Raw genomic sequence first — 14,378 nt, 5'->3', positions numbered from 1 at the left:
TGTTCATGACGGGATGGAATCACGCGCGGCAGGCGCGCGATGCACGCCTCGCGGCCGGTGCGCGTTTCGCGCAGGGCAAGCGGGTCGATGCGCGCGACGCCGTCGCGTTGCTCGAAGCGGTGCTGCGGCCCGGCGACCGCGTGTGTCTCGAAGGCGACAACCAGAAGCAGGCCGACCTGCTCGCGACGGCGCTCGCCGACGTCGACAGCGCGAAGATTCACGACCTGCACATGGTGCAGTCGGGCGTCGTGCTGCCCGAGCATCTCGACGTGTTCGAGCGCGGCATCGCGAAGCGCCTCGACTTCGCGTATTCGGGCCCGCAGTCGCAGCGCATCGCGAAGCTGCTGTTCGGCGGCAAGATCGCGCTCGGCGCGGTGCACACCTATCTCGAGCTGTTCGCGCGCTACTTCATCGACCTCACGCCGCAGGTCGCGCTGATCGCCGCGGTCAGCGCCGACGCCGACGGCAACCTGTACACGGGCCCGAACACCGAAGACACGCCGACCGTCGTCGAGGCCACCGCGTTCAAGGACGGCATCGTGATCGCGCAGGTCGACCGCATCGTCGACAAGGTGCCGCGCGTCGACATTCCCGGCGACCGCGTGCACTTCGTCGTCGAAGCGGGCCGGCCGTTCTACGTCGAGCCGCTGTTCACGCGCGACCCGGCCGCGATCACCGAAACGCAGATCCTCACCGCGATGCTCGCGATCAAGGGCATCTACGAACCGTACGGCATCAAGCGCCTGAACCACGGGATCGGCTTCAACACGGCCGCGATCGAACTGCTGCTGCCGACCTACGGCGAGAAGCTCGGGCTGAAGGGCAAGGTCTGCTCGCACTGGGCGCTCAATCCGCACCCGACGCTGATCCCCGCGATCGAATCGGGCTGGGTCGAGCAGATCCACTGCTTCGGCTCGGAAGTCGGGATGGACGACTACATCCGCGCGCGTTCCGACATATGGTTCACGGGCTCCGACGGGTCGCTGCGCTCGAACCGCGCGTTCTGCCAGACGGCCGGCCTCTACGCGTGCGACATGTTCATCGGCTCGACGCTGCAGATCGACCTGTCGGGCCATTCGTCGACGGTCACCGCCGAGCGCATCGCCGGTTTCGGCGGCGCGCCGAACATGGGCAGCGACGCGCGCGGCCGGCGTCACCCGAGCGAGCCGTGGCTGAAGGCCGGCGCGGAAGCCGACCCCGATACGCCGGCGGCACTCAGGCGCGGCCGCAAGCTCGTCGTGCAGATCGGCGAGACGTTCGGCGACAAGAACGTGCCGATGTTCGTCGAGAAACTCGACGCGCTGAAGCTCGCCGACAAGCTGCAGCTCGACCTCGCGCCGATCATGGTCTACGGCGACGACGTCACGCACATCGTTACCGAGGAAGGGATCGCGAACCTGCTGATGTGCCGCGACAAGGACGAACGCGAGCATGCGATCCGCGGCGTCGCCGGTTATACGGAGATCGGCCGCGGCCGCGACCGGAAGATGGTCGAGCGGCTGCGCGAGCGCGGCGTGATCCGCCGTCCGGAGGATCTCGGCATCGATCCGCTCGACGCCGATCGCCGCTGGCTCGCCGCGCGCTCGATCAAGGATCTCGTGCACTGGTCGGGCGGGCTCTATGCGCCGCCGGCCCGGTTCCGCAACTGGTGAGGAAGAGGGCATGGAACAGTTGAACTATCGCTTCACCGCGCGCGAGCGCGCGAAGGGCGAGCTGGCCGCGGCGCTCGTCGGCGTGGTGGCATCCGGCAATCTCGAGGTGCTCGTCGAGCGCGTGCTGCCGGGCAACGAATGCGAGATCGACATCCGCACCGCGGCGGTCGGTTTCGGTGCGGTGTGGCAGGCCGTCGTCACGGATTTCGTCGAGCGGCGCACGCCGGGCGGCCTGAAGCTGTCGATCAACGACGGCGGCGCGCGGCCCGACATGGTGTCGCTGCGGCTCGCGCAGGCCGTGCGCGCGATCGAAGGGGACGCATGATGAACGACGCGATCCACGATGCGCCCGCGTTCGTCGCGAATGGAGCGAGCTGGTACGAAGCGTCGGCGCGGCAGCGCGTCGACGGGCTGCTCGACGCGGGCAGCTTCGACGAATTCCTCGGGCCGGCCGAACGCGTGACGAGCCCGCACTTGCCGCTGTTCGACCTGCCGCAGCAGTTCGACGACGGGATGGTGGTCGGCCACGGCCGGCTCGACGGGCAGCCGGTGTTCGTCGCCGCGCAGGAAGGCCGCTTCATGGGCGGGGCGTTCGGCGAAGTGCACGGCGCGAAGCTCACCGGGCTGCTGCGCGCCGCGCGCGAAGTCGGCAAGCCGGTGCTGATCCTGTTCGATACGGGCGGCGTGCGGCTGCAGGAGGCGAACGCGGGCGAACTCGCGATTGCCGAGATCATGCGCGCGCTCGTCGAAGCGCGTGCGGCCGGCGTGCCGGTGATCGGGCTGATTGGCGGGCGCGCGGGCTGCTACGGCGGCGGCGGGTTGCTCGCCGCATGCTGCTCGGCGCTTGCGGTGTCGGAGCAGGGCCGTATCAGCGTGTCGGGCCCCGAGGTCATCGAAACCAATCGCGGCGTCGAGGAGTTCGATTCGAAGGACCGCGCGCTGATCTGGCGCACGATGGGCGGCAAGCACCGGCGGCTGATCGGCGGCGCGGATCGCTACGTGGCCGACACGCCGGACGCATTCCGCGCGGCGGCGCTCGAGCTGATCGGGCGGGCGCCGACATTCGATGCGGCGATGCTGCGTGCCGAGCAGGCGCGTCTCGAGGCGCGTGTCGAACGGTTCGGCGCATGCCACGATGCGCTCGACGTCTGGCGCACGCTCGGGGCCGACAAGTCGGAAGCGATTCCGGGCATGCCGGACGACACGTTCGCGTCGCTCGCGGATCAATTGCAGGAGAGCACGCATGACGCTCGATGAAGTGCTGAACGCCTTGTTTCCCCAAGGCCATTCGATCGCCCGCACCGGCGGCCTGCTGACGGGGCACGCGGAACTGGCCGGTACACGCGTCGACGTGATCGGCGTCGCTGACCGTTTGCCGTTCGGCATCGACGAGGCGCTGACGCTCGCGGCGCGCGTGCTCGACACGATCGCGCGCGGCGGCGACACGCCGATCCTCGTGCTCGTCGACAGCGACAGCCAGCGGATGAGCAAGCGCGACGAACTGCTCGGCCTGAACGAGGGGCTGTCGCATCTCGCGAAGTGCCTGATGCACGCGGATCTCGCCGGGCACCGGACGATCGGCGTGCTGTACGGCCACACGGCCGCCGGCGCGTTCATCGCGACCGCGCTCGCGACGCGTACGCTGCTTGCGGTGCCGGGCGCCGAACCGGAAGTGATGGACCTGCCGTCGATGTCGCGCGTGACCAAGCTGCCGATCGACGTGCTGAAGGAGATGGCGCGCTCGACGCCGGTGTTCGCGCCGGGGCTCGACAATCTCGTGAAGATGGGCGCCGTCGACGCCGTGCTCGATCCGGCCCGCGCGCTCGACGCGCAGGTCGGTGAATGGCTCGGCAAGCCGGCCGAGCGCGTCGACCGGCGCGCTGCGCGCGGCCGGCCGGTGGCTGCCGATGTCGCGCGTCGCGTCGAGGCGCTCGCGCGTGTCGCGCGCTGAGATGCCGCTGCGCCGCCACACGCTCGTCACGTTGACGGCGGCGGGGTGGGGCGCGGCATTCGCGCGCGATCCCGCGCTCGCCGCCGATCCGCTTGTGCAGGCGTGGGCCGCGCGCGGCCGGCCGCTGATCGTGCGCCGCGCGTCGCCCGACGAGGCCGATGCCGGCCGCGTGCCGCTCGGCCTGCCGCTGCCGCCGTCCGCGGGCAAGCGGCGCATCGCGCTGAACGCAGCGGCCGATGCGCTCGCGACGGTCGGCCCGCTGCCCACATTGTCCGACGTGCTTGCGGCCGCGCCCGACGCGTGGCGCACGCCGTTGCACGAGCTCGATGCGCTCGGCGCGCGGTGCGGCGTGCAGGGCCGCGTGTTCGGCAGCCTCGCATGGCAGGCGCTGACGGGCGAGCCGTACCTGGGCGAGTCGTCCGACCTCGACATCGTGTTCCCGCTACCGGAAGCTGCATCGGTCGCGCCGCTGCTCGACGGCCTCGCGTCGATCGACGGGCGCGCGCCCATGCGCATCGACGGCGAACTGCTGCGCGACGACGGCGCGGGCGTCAACTGGCGCGAACTGCATGCGCGGCAGCCTGAAGTCGCGGTCAAGACGGCGATCGCCGTCGAACTGATGCCGGTCGACGCCTTCACCGGGGGTGCGCGATGAGTGCATGGGCCGCCTGCCGCATACCGGCGCCGTCCGAAGCCGGGTGCATCGCCGAACTGGCCGAGCGCAGCCTCATGCTCGAGATCGAGACCTATCCGAAGCCGGGGCTCGTCAGTCACGTCGACACCGGCAGTCACACCGACATGGATGCCGCGACGTTCGCACGCAGCGCCGCCGTGCTGCGGCCTTACTTCGCGGAACTGGCCGACGCAGGCGCGCGCGATGCGGACATGGCCGTGCTGCGCAAGATCGGCCTGCGTGCCGAGCACGCGATGCTCGCCGCGACGGGCGGCGTCAACACGCATCGCGGCGCGATCTTCGGGCTCGGGCTGCTGTGCGCGGCGGCGGGCCGGCGTGCGACGCCGGGCGCCGTGCCGGGCGGGACGACGCTCGGCGCGTTCGTCTCCCGCCGCTGGGGCGCCGATATCCTCGGCGGCCCGCGCCTGCCCGACAGCCACGGCGAACGCGCGAGCCGCCGCTACGGCGTCGGCGGCGCGCGCCGCGAGGCGGCCGACGGTTTCACGACCGTCTATGCGGTCGGGCTGCCCGCGCTGCGCCGCGCGCGGCGTGACCTGCCCGGCGACCCGGAAGCGGCGCGCGTCGACGCGTGCTTCGCGCTGATCGCCGCACTCGACGATACGAACCTGCTGCACCGGGGCGGACAGGACGGCCTCGAATTCGCGCAAGCGGCCGCACGCGCGTTCGTCGCACGCGGCGGCGTGCGCGCGCGCGACTGGCGGCTACGCGCGGCCGCCGTGCATCGTGCGTTCGTCGCGCGCCGGCTGAGCCCGGGCGGCGCGGCCGACCTGCTCGCGATGAGCGTCTTCGTCGATGCGCTCGAAGCCGACGGAGGCGCGCGATGACGCTGGCCATCCTCTGTTCGGGACAGGGCGCGCAGCGCGCCGACATGTTCGACCTGACCGGCACCGCGCCGCAGGCCGACGCGCTGTTCGCCCACGCCGGCCGGCTGCTCGGCGACGATCCGCGCGCGTGGGTGCGGCACGCCGGGCCGGACGCGCTGCGTGAAAACCGTGCCGCGCAGATCCTCTGCACGCTCCAGGCGCTCGCGGCGGCCGCGCTGCTCGACGCGGTGTGGCCGCGCCGGCGCTGCGTCGCCGGCTACAGCGTCGGCGAAGTCGCGTCGTGGAGCGTCGCGGGGATGATCGAGCCGGACGCCGCGCTCGACCTGGCCGATGCGCGTGCGCGTGCCATGGATGCCGCAAGCGGCGGCGACGAGCGGATGGTGTTCGTGCGCGGCCTGACGCGCGCTCGGCTTGCGCGATTGTGCGACGGCCGCGACGCGGCGATCGCGATCGCGAACCCGGGCGACGCGTTCGTGGTCGCGGGGCGCCAGCCCGATGTCGATGCGGTGGCCGACGACGCGTCGCGCGACGGTGCGCTGCGCGTCGCGCCCGTCTGCGTGCGGATCGCGTCGCACACGCGCCGGATCGCCGCGGCCGTGCCGGTGTTTCGCGCGTCGCTCGCCGCCGCTCACGTGCGGCGGCCGCTGCCCGGCACGCGGCTCTTTTCGGGTATCGACGGCGCGTCGGTGCTCGACGTCGACGCGGGACTCGACAAGCTGGCCCGGCAGATCGCGGAGCCGGTCGAGTGGGCGGCCTGTCTTGCCGCGTGCGTGGAGGCCGGTGCGACCGCGTTCCTCGAGCTCGGCCCCGGCCGCGCGCTGGCCGAGATGGCCGGTAGCGCATATCCCGCGCTGCCGGCGCGCAGCCTCGCGGATTTCCGTTCCGTCGACGGCGTCGCGAGCTGGCTCGCGCGCGTCGCGGCGGGCTGATCGACGGCCCGGAAGCCCCTCGCCGGAGTCGCCTTTCGCACTGTGTGTTGCGCCGGCGCAGCAGCCTTGCAACCGGCGCTTGCCACACGAATTGGCGTCGCTAAAATGGCGCCCGCCATGAGACCAGCCGCCTTCCTTCTCGCCGCGCTCTGCTGCGCGGCGAGCGCCCACGCCAGCCAGATTCCGTCCGACGCCGCATCGGTCGGCACATACTTTTCGTATGACAATGCGGCGGCCGACGCGACCGTCGACCTGATCGAGCAGGCGCAGCGTCGCGTGTTGCTGGCCGGCTATACGCACGTGCCGCCGGCGGTCGCGAGCGCGCTGCGCGCGGCCCGCTCGCGCGGGATCGAGGTGCGTGTCGTGCTCGTGCGTTCGCCGCACGCGGGCCGGTACAGCGGCGCGGGCTATCTGAAAGCGTCGGGTATCGACGTGGCGATCGAGTCGCGGCACGGCGATCCCGCGCCGCGCTTCGTGATCGTGGACGACAGCGTCGCGCTGACGACGCTGTCCGAAGGGGCGGCTGCGCATGCGGAAACGGTGAACGTGTTCCAGCGCGCGCCCGAGCTCGCGCAATCCTATGCGCAGTCGTTCTGGCGGCTGTACCGGCAGGCCGGCGGCCTCTGACCCTTTCCTTCGGTACCCGCGCGCCGGTGTGACCCTGCTTGCATCGGCGCCGCCGATGAACCATGCTCGTTGACAGGCGCCGACGCGGGTTTCGCGCCTCCGGCGCAACGGCAGGGAGCCGAACGTGTTCGAGTGTTTTGCCGATCGTACCGATGCCGGCTGCCAGCTGGCCGGCGCGTTGCGCGATTATGCGGGCCGCGGCAATGTCGTCGTGCTCGCCTTGCCGCGCGGCGGTGTGCCCGTCGCGTATCCGGTCGCCTGCGCGCTGCACGCGCCGCTCGACGTGCTGGTCGTACGCAAGCTCGGCGTGCCATCCGATCCCGAGCTCGCGATGGGCGCGATCGCGACGGGCGGTGCGATTCATCTGCAGCGTTCGGTGCTCCGCTCGATGGGCGTGTCCGACGCGCAGCTCGCCGATGTGATCGCGCGCGAGACCGTCGAACTGCATCGCCGCGAGGCGCTGTATCGCGGTGCCGCGCCGCCGCTGCCGGTCGAGGGGCGCATTGCGATCGTCGTCGACGACGGCGTCGCGACCGGCGCGTCGATGCGCGTCGCGCTGCAGACGTTGCGCGAGCGTCACCCGGCGCGCATCGTCGCGGCTGCGCCGGTCGCGCCGGCGGGTGCGCGGCACGCGTTCGACGATCTGGCCGATGCGTTCGTCACGGTGTGGCAGCCGCTGCCGTTCTTCGGGATCAGCCAGTTCTACGCGCGCTTCGAGCAGACCAGCGACGACGAGGTACGCGCGTTGCTCGACGCGGCCCGGCCCTGACGCGGCATCACGTGCGCCTGATGCGGCGCGGGCGGGGGCGACGGGTTTCGGCCCACGCGAACAGGCGCTGCAGCATCGGATGGACCTCCCCGCGCCAGCGCACCCCGGTAAACAGCCCGTAGTGATCGCAGTCGCCGATGTCGATGCGGTAGCGCTCGTCGTCGGCGAGGCCGCTGCACATGTCGAGCGCCGCATGCGTCTGGCCGGCGCCCGTGACCGCGTCGCATGCGCCTTCGACGGTCAGCAGCGCGACGCCGCGCAGCGCGGCCGGCTCGACGCGCCGCCCACCCACGTCCCAGGTACCGACCGCGAGGCTCATGCGCTGGAACACGATGTCGACCGTGTCGAGGAAATACTCGGCGGGCATGTCGAGCAGCGCCGTGTATTCGAGCAGCGCACGCCGTGCGCCGGCGAGCCCGGTCATGTCGAAGCGCGACGCGGCCAGCGCGTACGCTTCGATCAGCGACAGGAAGCGCTGCGGGTACACGAGTGCGATCTCGCCCTGCTGCAGATAGGTGGGAAACACGTGGCGGCCATGCCCCGCGAAACCCGGCGGCACGACGTCGATCAGGTGGCGGCGGCACCAGCCCAGCGAATGGGTCGCGGCGGCGGTGCCGAGCGCACTCGGATTCCGGCGCGCGTCGAGCGGGCCGCCGATCAGCGTGACGCTCGCGGGCGGGGCGAGACCGCGAGCCGCGCGCAGCGCGAGCGCGCCGAGCACCGGCACGGTTGCCTGGCACACGGCGACGACATGCAGCGGCCGGTCGTCGTGCGCGAGCCCGTCGACGAAGCCGTCGAGCGTCGCGACATATTCGTCGAGCCCGAAGCGGCCCGCCGCGAGGGGCACGTCGCGCGCATTGCGCCAGTCGGTCACGCAGACGTCGCCGTCCGCGAGCAGCGTCTCGACGGTTTCCCGCATCATCACGGCCGCATGCCCGGCGAGCGGCGCGCAGAGCAGTACCGTGCGCCGCGCGTCGACGCGCGTGAAGCGCCGCAGGTCGCAGAACGGCGTGCGCGCGACGATGCGCTCGGCGACGGCCGGCCACCCGATGTCGAAGTGCGGGGGCTCGCCCGGCGGCCCGAGCAGCGGCTCGAACAGGTCGTCGTAGCACGACGATGCGGCGTGCGGCAGCGTGGCCGCGGGCCACGCGTCGAACGCATGCCGCGTCGCCGCGCGCCAGGCGCGCATCCATTCCCGCTGCTGCTCGACGAGGGCGTACCACATGGCGAACCTTGGGGCGGAAGGGGCGTGAACTTGCATTATGGTCACTGCGGCCGGACAACGTGAGCCCCGCGTGCGGCCGGCCGAGGCGCATCAAGCGCACGGGCGCGCTAGGCGAAGCGCTGCGGCGCTGCTACAGTCGTCGATCCCATTCCCTCAAGCGGAGCGTTTGCGATGAAGCTGATCGGCATGCTGGATTCCCCGTTCGTGCGCCGTGTCGCCATTTCGGCGAAGCTGCTCGACCTCCCGTTCGAACACGAGTCGCTCTCGGTGTTCCGTCATGTCGAGCAGTTCAGGGCGATCAATCCGGTCGTCAAGGCACCGACGCTCGTGACCGACGACGGTGCGACGCTGATGGATTCGTCGCTGATCGTCGATTATCTCGATCATCGGGTCGCGCCCGCGCGGCGGCTGCTGCCCGAGGATGCGGCCGCGCGCCTGAACACGCTCGTGCCGGTCGGTTTCGCGCTGGCAGCTGCCGAGAAGAGCGTGCAGGTCGTCTACGAGCAGGCGCTGCGTCCGGCCGACAAGCAGCACGCGCCGTGGCTCGAGCGCGTGCTGAGCCAGATCGAGGGCGCATACGGTGCACTGGAGCCGCTCGTCGCCGCCGCGAACGGCTGGTTCGGCGGCGCGCGCCTGCTGCAGTCCGACGTGACGGTGGCGGTCGCATGGCGCTTCACGCAATTCATGGCGGCCGACTACCCGGTACTCGCGCGGATCGATCCGGCCCGTTATCCGGCGCTCGCCGCGCATTCCGCGCGGGCGGAAGCGCTGCCGGCCTTCGTCGAAACGCCGCTTGCGTAGGCCCGCCGGCGGGCTATCCGGCTGCTGCCGGCTGCCCGCCGGGCCTTGCCAGGCAAGCGTCGGCGGATTGTTCTCCGCGGCTGACAAGTGACTTCGCATTCGCGCGGTTTATCCGGCGGGCGCCGATCCCTAGAATCCACTCCATCGAATGACGCCTTGCCTGATGGAGCTGATGATGCGAACCCTGATCGAATCGAGCCTGTACCACCCGTCCGTCGTGTTGCCGCTTGCCGCGCTGACGCAGTTGATGGTCGAGCGCGATTTCAATCTCGGTCAGGTCGGGCTGATCGTCGCGACGCGTGGTGCACAGGCGGCCGTGTCGCGATCGCGCGCACTGCTGTTCTGCCGCAACTGCGAAGCGCACGCATGAGCGCGTACGCGGCGAGGGGATGAAAAAAAGCCCGGCCGGCGCAAGCCGGTCGGGCGGATCGGATTCGATCGGACCCCGGCTTCGGCCGGGGTTTTTCATGGGCGACGCTCAGGCGCGTGCGGTCGACACGGCAGGGTACATGCCCGAATCGTCGTCCTCGCGCATCTGGCGCACGAGCTGGTGGGCTTCGCGGCGCGTCGCGACGGCCGGCGGCGAGCCCTTGAGCGGCTGGCGTGCGGTTTCGGCGAGCGCGACGACCGACACGATGCCGATCACGGCGGCGCCCATCATGTAGTACGCGGGCATCATCAGGTTGTGCGTGACGTCGACGAGCCACGCGGTGACCAGCGGCGTCGTGCCGCCGAACAGCGACACCGACACGTTGAAACCGATGGCGAGCGCGCCGTAGCGGATCTCCGTCGGGAACAGTGCCGGCAGCGCCGATGGCATCACGCCGGTAAAGCACGACAGCAGCACGCCGAGGATCAGCAGGCCGCTGAACACCGATGCCGTGGTGCCGGCATGGATCAGCATCATCGACGGGATCGACAGCGCGAGCAGGCCGACGCAGCCGGCGAGCATCACGGGCTTGCGGCCGATCCGGTCGGACAGGCGGCCGGCGGCGAGCGTCAGCGGCATCATCAGCACCATCACGATCAGCACGAGCACGAGGCTGTGCGATTCGTCGAAATGCAGCGTCGACGACATGAAGCTCGGCAGGTACGACAGCACCATGTAGTCGGTCACGTTGAAGATCAGCACGAGGCCGACGCACAGCAGCAGCGCACGCCAGTTGCGCATCAGCGTTTCGCGGAAGCGCGCCTTCGGCACGGCCTTGTCCTGCGCTTCGCGCTCCTCGGCCTGGCGCTTGAACGCCGGCGTTTCCTCGAGCTTCATCCGGATGTACAGGCCGATCAGGCCGAGCGGGCCGGCGATCAGGAACGGCACACGCCAGCCCCACGACAGCAGCGCCTCCTGCGACAGCGACGCGGTGAGCAGCGCGACGACACCGGCACCCATCACATAGCCGATCAGCGTGCCGAATTCGAGGAAGCTGCCCATGAAGCCGCGGCGCTTGTCGGTCGAGAACTCGGCGATGAAGGTGGCCGCGCCGCCGTATTCGCCGCCGGTCGAGAAGCCCTGCACGAGGCGGGCGACGAGCAGCAGCACGGGCGCCATGATGCCGATCGACGCGTAGCTGGGAATGAGGCCGATCGCGAAGGTGCCGACGGCCATCATGATCATCGTGGCGGCGAGCACGCGCTGGCGGCCGATGCGGTCGCCGAGCGGGCCGAACACCATGCCGCCGAGCGGGCGCACGAGGAAGGCGGCCGCGAATGTGCCGAAGGTGGCGAGCAGCTGCGCGGACGGGCTGCTGGACGGGAAGAACACCTTGCCGAGCGTGACGGCGATGTAGCTGTAGACGCCGAAGTCGAACCATTCCATCGCATTGCCGATGGCCATCGCGCTGACGGCGCGCTTGAGCAGGCTCTGGTCGACGACGGTGATGTCGTCCGCGACGAGCGGGGCTTCGCCGGACGACGAAGCGGAGGAAGAGGCAGCGGTCGGGCTGACGTGTGTTGCGGTCAAGGTCATGCACTCCTTTGACTGCGCCGAACGGGCGGGCCGTCCGACACGGTTTGCCGGCGAGCGCGGTGTCGTGCGCGGCGCGTCGGGGCAGGCCATTAAGCATTTACTGCACAAGCGGCGGTAAAGGGCCGTAAGGGGCTGCTTCGACGCGGGCCCGATGGGCCGTCGCGACAGTGCGCTCATGAAGAATGGGCCGCGTGATGCAAGCGGCAGATGCCGGTGCGGACGATGTCCGGCGTTCCGGCAAGCGCCCCGGAGGGGCAACGAACGAGAAAAGCGGGCCTGTCGGGCGGGCTTTCCTGTGGGTGCAATTTCGGTCGAAGGGCCGGCCCGCACGCGCGGACGGACTTCTCTCGAAATCGAATAGACAGAGATTGAATGTTGAAACAGGCGACATGATAGCACGATGACGGATGATCGTGCAAATTGCCGGGAAACGCCCGTCTGGCGGAGCGTTCGGCGGGGGCGGCTCGGGTATGATCGGCGGCGCGCGGCGGGGCCGTGCCGCCTCGCGGTGACGGGGGCGAATTCACGAGGAACCGGATGACCGAACTGATGAGGATCGCGGCGCTGTTCGCCGCCACCGCGCTGGCCGAAATCGTCGGCTGTTACCTGCCGTGGCTCGTGCTGAAGGAGGGGCGGCCGGTGTGGCTGCTGCTGCCGGCCGCGCTGTCGCTCGCGTTGTTCGCGTGGCTGCTGACGCTGCACCCGAGTGCGGCGGGGCGCACCTATGCCGCGTACGGCGGCGTGTACATCGCGGTGGCGCTGGTCTGGCTGCGGGTGGTCGACGGCGTCGCGCTGACCCGCTGGGACGTGGCCGGCGCGGCGCTCGCGCTCGGCGGAATGGCGGTCATCGCGCTGCAGCCGCGCGCGTGAGCGCGGCCGCGGCGCATGCCGTGTGCCGTGTGTTTCAGGCCGTTTCGGCGGCGCCCGCGTCGGCGGACTGGCGCCACACGCAGGTGCCCTTGACCGACTTGTCGAGCTCGTCGAGCTGCGCCTGGTGCGCGGCGAGCTCGTCGTCGCTCGCGGCCACCACGGCCAGGTCGAGCGCGGCGAGCGACACGCGCTGGCCGTTTGCCGCGCCGCCGTCGGCACCCGCGTCGTCGAGCATGTCGATCACGAGGCTGTCCTGGCCGCGCGTCATCGCGAGATAGACCTCGGCGAGCAGTTCCGAGTCGAGCAGTGCGCCGTGCAGCGTACGGTGCGCGTTGCTGATGCCGAAGCGGTCGCACAGCGCGTCGAGCGAGTTGCGCTTGCCGGGGAACATCTGCTTGGCCTGCACGAGCGTGTCGATCACGCCGCCGCAATGTTCGGTGAACGGCGGCAGGCCGAGCCGCGCGAATTCCGCGTCGAGAAAGCCAAGGTCGAACGGCGCATTGTGGATGATCAGCTCGGCGTCCTTCACGAAGTCGCGGATCTGGTCGGCGACTTCCGCGAATTTCGGCTTGTCGCTGAGGAATTCGGTCGTGAGGCCGTGCACCGCCAGCGCGCCCGGATCGCTGTCGCGCTCGGGGTTCACGTAGAAGTGCAGGTTGTTGCCGGTGAGCCGCCGGTTCAGCAGCTCGACGCAGCCGATTTCGATGAGGCGGTCGCCCGTGCGGGCGTTCAGGCCGGTGGTTTCGGTATCGAGAATGATCTGGCGCATGTCGGGGAAAACGTAGGAAACAGGGGGGGCGGCCCGCGTTCAGGCCGTGAGCGATTCGACGCCGCGATTCGCGAGCGCATCCGCGCGCTCGTTTTCGGGATGGCCCGCGTGGCCCTTGACCCAGCGCCACTCGACCTCGTGCTGCGCGACGAGCGCGTCGAGCCGCTTCCACAGGTCGGCGTTCTTCACGGGCGTCTTCGCCGCGGTGACCCAGCCTTTTTTCTTCCAGCCGTGGATCCACTCGCTGATGCCTTTCTGCACGTATTGCGAGTCGGTGTGCACGATCACCTGGCACGGCCGCTTCAGCGCTTCGAGCGCGGCGATCACGCCCATCAGCTCCATGCGGTTGTTGGTCGTGTTCGGCTCGCCGCCGAACAGCTCCTTTTCCTTGTCGCCGTAGCGCATCAATGCGCCCCAGCCGCCGGGGCCGGGGTTGCCCTTGCAGGCGCCGTCGGTATAGATGTCGATCGTATCGATTGTCATGAATGTTCTTGATGGGTGGTCGGGGAGGCCGCCGGCGTCAGGCCCGGTGCGAGCACGGGTTTCTTCATCCGGATCTGGCCGACGAGGCGCATGCCGCGCACGCGCTTGACGGCCGTCACCATGTAGACGGCGCCGAAGATCGGCCACCAGCGGTCGCCGGCGGCTTCCATGAAGCCGTAGCGGGCCAGCCACTTGTCGGTGACGAGCGGCGGCCGGTAGCAGCCGAAGCGGCCGCGTTCGAGGTCGAAGCCGAGCAGCTTGATCCAGTCCTTGAGCCGGATGAACGCGATCTGGTCGCGCGTGGCCGGCACGAACGGACGGTTCGCCATGCGCCCGAACGATTGCCGCATGCCCCACAGGCTGAGCGAATTGAAGCCGGTGATCACGAGCTGGCCTTCCGGCATCAGCACGCGCTCGGCCTCGCGCAGCAGGCGGTGCGGATCGGACGTGAATTCGAGCGTGTGCGGCATCACGATCAGGTCGACGCTCTGCGACTCGAACGGCAGGTCGAGCAGGTCGCACCAGGTCGTGCTGCGATCGGCGGGCGCATGCTCGGGCGAATGGGCTTCGCGGGCCCACGGATACTGATAGGGCGCGCTCGCGCCGCTCGCCGGATCGAGCACGAGGCCGCGATACGGCATGCGGTTCTCGCGCAGCGCGTCGAGCTGCGGCAGGCCGAGCTGCAGCGCGTGGAACCCGAAGACGTCGGACACGATCCGGTCGAGCTGCGCCTGCTCCCAGCCCAGCACGTAGCGGCCGGGAGGCGAGTCGGTCCAGGCGGGCCAGTCTATAATTTGACGGTCAGACATAACGATGAT

17 protein-coding genes are annotated in these 14,378 nt (G+C 70.4%); 12 read left to right on the top strand and 5 right to left on the bottom strand.

Annotated features, from left to right (window positions below):
• Positions 1-5: 5 nt before the first annotated feature.
• The 9 genes from mdcA (at position 6) to ACTJLD_RS08545 (ending at position 7,446) form a co-directional block, all read left to right on the top strand.
• Complete coding sequence (gene mdcA, locus ACTJLD_RS08585) at positions 6-1,652, top strand: malonate decarboxylase subunit alpha (protein WP_027787897.1); 1,647 nt, start codon at positions 6-8, stop codon at positions 1,650-1,652.
• Between the two features lie 10 nt (positions 1,653-1,662).
• A complete protein-coding gene (gene mdcC, locus ACTJLD_RS08580; RefSeq protein WP_021162697.1) occupies positions 1,663-1,977 on the top strand; it encodes a malonate decarboxylase acyl carrier protein in 315 nt (104 codons plus the stop codon).
• The gene (locus ACTJLD_RS08575; protein ID WP_440658549.1) at positions 1,974-2,909 is read left to right on the top strand and encodes a biotin-independent malonate decarboxylase subunit beta; all 936 of its coding nucleotides are present in this window, start codon (positions 1,974-1,976) and stop codon (positions 2,907-2,909) included. Before mdcC ends, ACTJLD_RS08575 begins: the two co-directional genes overlap by 4 nt.
• On the top strand, positions 2,896-3,603 hold the full coding sequence (mdcE, locus tag ACTJLD_RS08570) for a biotin-independent malonate decarboxylase subunit gamma (protein WP_440658547.1): 708 nt from the start codon (positions 2,896-2,898) through the stop codon (positions 3,601-3,603). The genes ACTJLD_RS08575 and mdcE overlap by 14 nt, the downstream gene beginning before the upstream one ends.
• A complete protein-coding gene (gene mdcG / locus ACTJLD_RS08565) occupies positions 3,590-4,258 on the top strand; it encodes a malonate decarboxylase holo-[acyl-carrier-protein] synthase (protein ID WP_440658546.1) in 669 nt (222 codons plus the stop codon). The genes mdcE and mdcG overlap by 14 nt, the downstream gene beginning before the upstream one ends.
• Positions 4,255-5,121 carry a triphosphoribosyl-dephospho-CoA synthase MdcB gene (gene mdcB / locus ACTJLD_RS08560; RefSeq protein ID WP_175810478.1) on the top strand — a complete coding sequence of 289 codons (867 nt, stop codon included), beginning with the start codon at positions 4,255-4,257 and terminating at the stop codon, positions 5,119-5,121. The genes mdcG and mdcB overlap by 4 nt, the downstream gene beginning before the upstream one ends.
• The gene (locus ACTJLD_RS08555) at positions 5,118-6,050 is read left to right on the top strand and encodes an acyltransferase domain-containing protein (protein WP_440658544.1); all 933 of its coding nucleotides are present in this window, start codon (positions 5,118-5,120) and stop codon (positions 6,048-6,050) included. The genes mdcB and ACTJLD_RS08555 overlap by 4 nt, the downstream gene beginning before the upstream one ends.
• 105 nt (positions 6,051-6,155) lie before the next feature.
• Entirely contained in the window at positions 6,156-6,677 is a 522-nt protein-coding gene (locus tag ACTJLD_RS08550) for a phospholipase D-like domain-containing protein (protein ID WP_027787890.1), read from the top strand.
• A 124-nt stretch (positions 6,678-6,801) separates the two neighbouring features.
• Complete coding sequence (locus ACTJLD_RS08545) at positions 6,802-7,446, top strand: phosphoribosyltransferase (RefSeq protein ID WP_060196205.1); 645 nt, start codon at positions 6,802-6,804, stop codon at positions 7,444-7,446.
• Between the two features lie 7 nt (positions 7,447-7,453).
• Here ACTJLD_RS08545 and ACTJLD_RS08540 read toward each other — a convergent pair whose 3' ends face one another.
• Positions 7,454-8,671: a polyhydroxyalkanoate depolymerase gene (locus tag ACTJLD_RS08540; RefSeq protein WP_440658542.1), complete on the bottom strand. Its 1,218-nt coding sequence runs from the start codon at positions 8,669-8,671 to the stop codon at positions 7,454-7,456.
• A gap of 171 nt (positions 8,672-8,842) precedes the next feature.
• Between ACTJLD_RS08540 and ACTJLD_RS08535 the strand changes: the two genes are divergently transcribed.
• On the top strand, positions 8,843-9,472 hold the full coding sequence (locus ACTJLD_RS08535) for a glutathione S-transferase family protein (RefSeq protein WP_059695575.1): 630 nt from the start codon (positions 8,843-8,845) through the stop codon (positions 9,470-9,472).
• Between the two features lie 163 nt (positions 9,473-9,635).
• The gene (locus ACTJLD_RS08530; RefSeq protein WP_080982016.1) at positions 9,636-9,842 is read left to right on the top strand and encodes a hypothetical protein; all 207 of its coding nucleotides are present in this window, start codon (positions 9,636-9,638) and stop codon (positions 9,840-9,842) included.
• A 108-nt stretch (positions 9,843-9,950) separates the two neighbouring features.
• Here the strand turns inward: ACTJLD_RS08530 and proP are convergent, their stop codons facing one another.
• The gene (proP, locus tag ACTJLD_RS08525; RefSeq protein WP_059695577.1) at positions 9,951-11,438 is read right to left on the bottom strand and encodes a glycine betaine/L-proline transporter ProP; all 1,488 of its coding nucleotides are present in this window, start codon (positions 11,436-11,438) and stop codon (positions 9,951-9,953) included.
• Positions 11,439-11,975: 537 nt separating this feature from the next.
• Between proP and ACTJLD_RS08520 the strand changes: the two genes are divergently transcribed.
• A complete protein-coding gene (locus ACTJLD_RS08520; protein WP_059527239.1) occupies positions 11,976-12,308 on the top strand; it encodes a YnfA family protein in 333 nt (110 codons plus the stop codon).
• A 34-nt stretch (positions 12,309-12,342) separates the two neighbouring features.
• Here the strand turns inward: ACTJLD_RS08520 and dnaQ are convergent, their stop codons facing one another.
• From dnaQ to ACTJLD_RS08505, 3 genes are read right to left on the bottom strand one after another with little or no spacing between them, the layout of a single operon-like run.
• Positions 12,343-13,077: a DNA polymerase III subunit epsilon gene (dnaQ, locus tag ACTJLD_RS08515; RefSeq protein ID WP_027787883.1), complete on the bottom strand. Its 735-nt coding sequence runs from the start codon at positions 13,075-13,077 to the stop codon at positions 12,343-12,345.
• Positions 13,078-13,116: 39 nt separating this feature from the next.
• On the bottom strand, positions 13,117-13,560 hold the full coding sequence (gene rnhA, locus ACTJLD_RS08510) for a ribonuclease HI (RefSeq protein ID WP_021163370.1): 444 nt from the start codon (positions 13,558-13,560) through the stop codon (positions 13,117-13,119).
• Positions 13,557-14,369, bottom strand: a complete 813-nt coding sequence (locus tag ACTJLD_RS08505) for a class I SAM-dependent methyltransferase (RefSeq protein ID WP_027787882.1) — start codon at positions 14,367-14,369, stop codon at positions 13,557-13,559. Before ACTJLD_RS08505 ends, rnhA begins: the two co-directional genes overlap by 4 nt.
• Between the last annotated feature and the right edge of the window lie 9 nt (positions 14,370-14,378).

It is taken from the genome of Burkholderia sp. 22088, assembly GCF_052045915.1.
Classification (GTDB): Bacteria; Pseudomonadota; Gammaproteobacteria; order Burkholderiales; family Burkholderiaceae; genus Burkholderia; species Burkholderia cepacia.
Note: the sequence above shows the minus strand (reverse complement) of the source record. Positions and strands in the feature narration are given on the sequence as shown.

Coding starts and splice junctions, on each gene's coding strand:
- mdcA (WP_027787897.1), top strand. CDS start 6: ATGACGGGATGGAATCACGCGCGGCAGGCGCGCGATGCACGCCTCGCG.
- mdcC (WP_021162697.1), top strand. CDS start 1,663: ATGGAACAGTTGAACTATCGCTTCACCGCGCGCGAGCGCGCGAAGGGC.
- ACTJLD_RS08575 (WP_440658549.1), top strand. CDS start 1,974: ATGATGAACGACGCGATCCACGATGCGCCCGCGTTCGTCGCGAATGGA.
- mdcE (WP_440658547.1), top strand. CDS start 2,896: ATGACGCTCGATGAAGTGCTGAACGCCTTGTTTCCCCAAGGCCATTCG.
- mdcB (WP_175810478.1), top strand. CDS start 4,255: ATGAGTGCATGGGCCGCCTGCCGCATACCGGCGCCGTCCGAAGCCGGG.
- ACTJLD_RS08555 (WP_440658544.1), top strand. CDS start 5,118: ATGACGCTGGCCATCCTCTGTTCGGGACAGGGCGCGCAGCGCGCCGAC.
- ACTJLD_RS08550 (WP_027787890.1), top strand. CDS start 6,156: ATGGCGCCCGCCATGAGACCAGCCGCCTTCCTTCTCGCCGCGCTCTGC.
- ACTJLD_RS08540 (WP_440658542.1), bottom strand. CDS start 8,671: ATGTGGTACGCCCTCGTCGAGCAGCAGCGGGAATGGATGCGCGCCTGG.
- ACTJLD_RS08535 (WP_059695575.1), top strand. CDS start 8,843: ATGAAGCTGATCGGCATGCTGGATTCCCCGTTCGTGCGCCGTGTCGCC.
- ACTJLD_RS08530 (WP_080982016.1), top strand. CDS start 9,636: ATGGAGCTGATGATGCGAACCCTGATCGAATCGAGCCTGTACCACCCG.
- proP (WP_059695577.1), bottom strand. CDS start 11,438: ATGACCTTGACCGCAACACACGTCAGCCCGACCGCTGCCTCTTCCTCC.
- ACTJLD_RS08520 (WP_059527239.1), top strand. CDS start 11,976: ATGACCGAACTGATGAGGATCGCGGCGCTGTTCGCCGCCACCGCGCTG.
- dnaQ (WP_027787883.1), bottom strand. CDS start 13,077: ATGCGCCAGATCATTCTCGATACCGAAACCACCGGCCTGAACGCCCGC.
- rnhA (WP_021163370.1), bottom strand. CDS start 13,560: ATGACAATCGATACGATCGACATCTATACCGACGGCGCCTGCAAGGGC.
- ACTJLD_RS08505 (WP_027787882.1), bottom strand. CDS start 14,369: ATGTCTGACCGTCAAATTATAGACTGGCCCGCCTGGACCGACTCGCCT.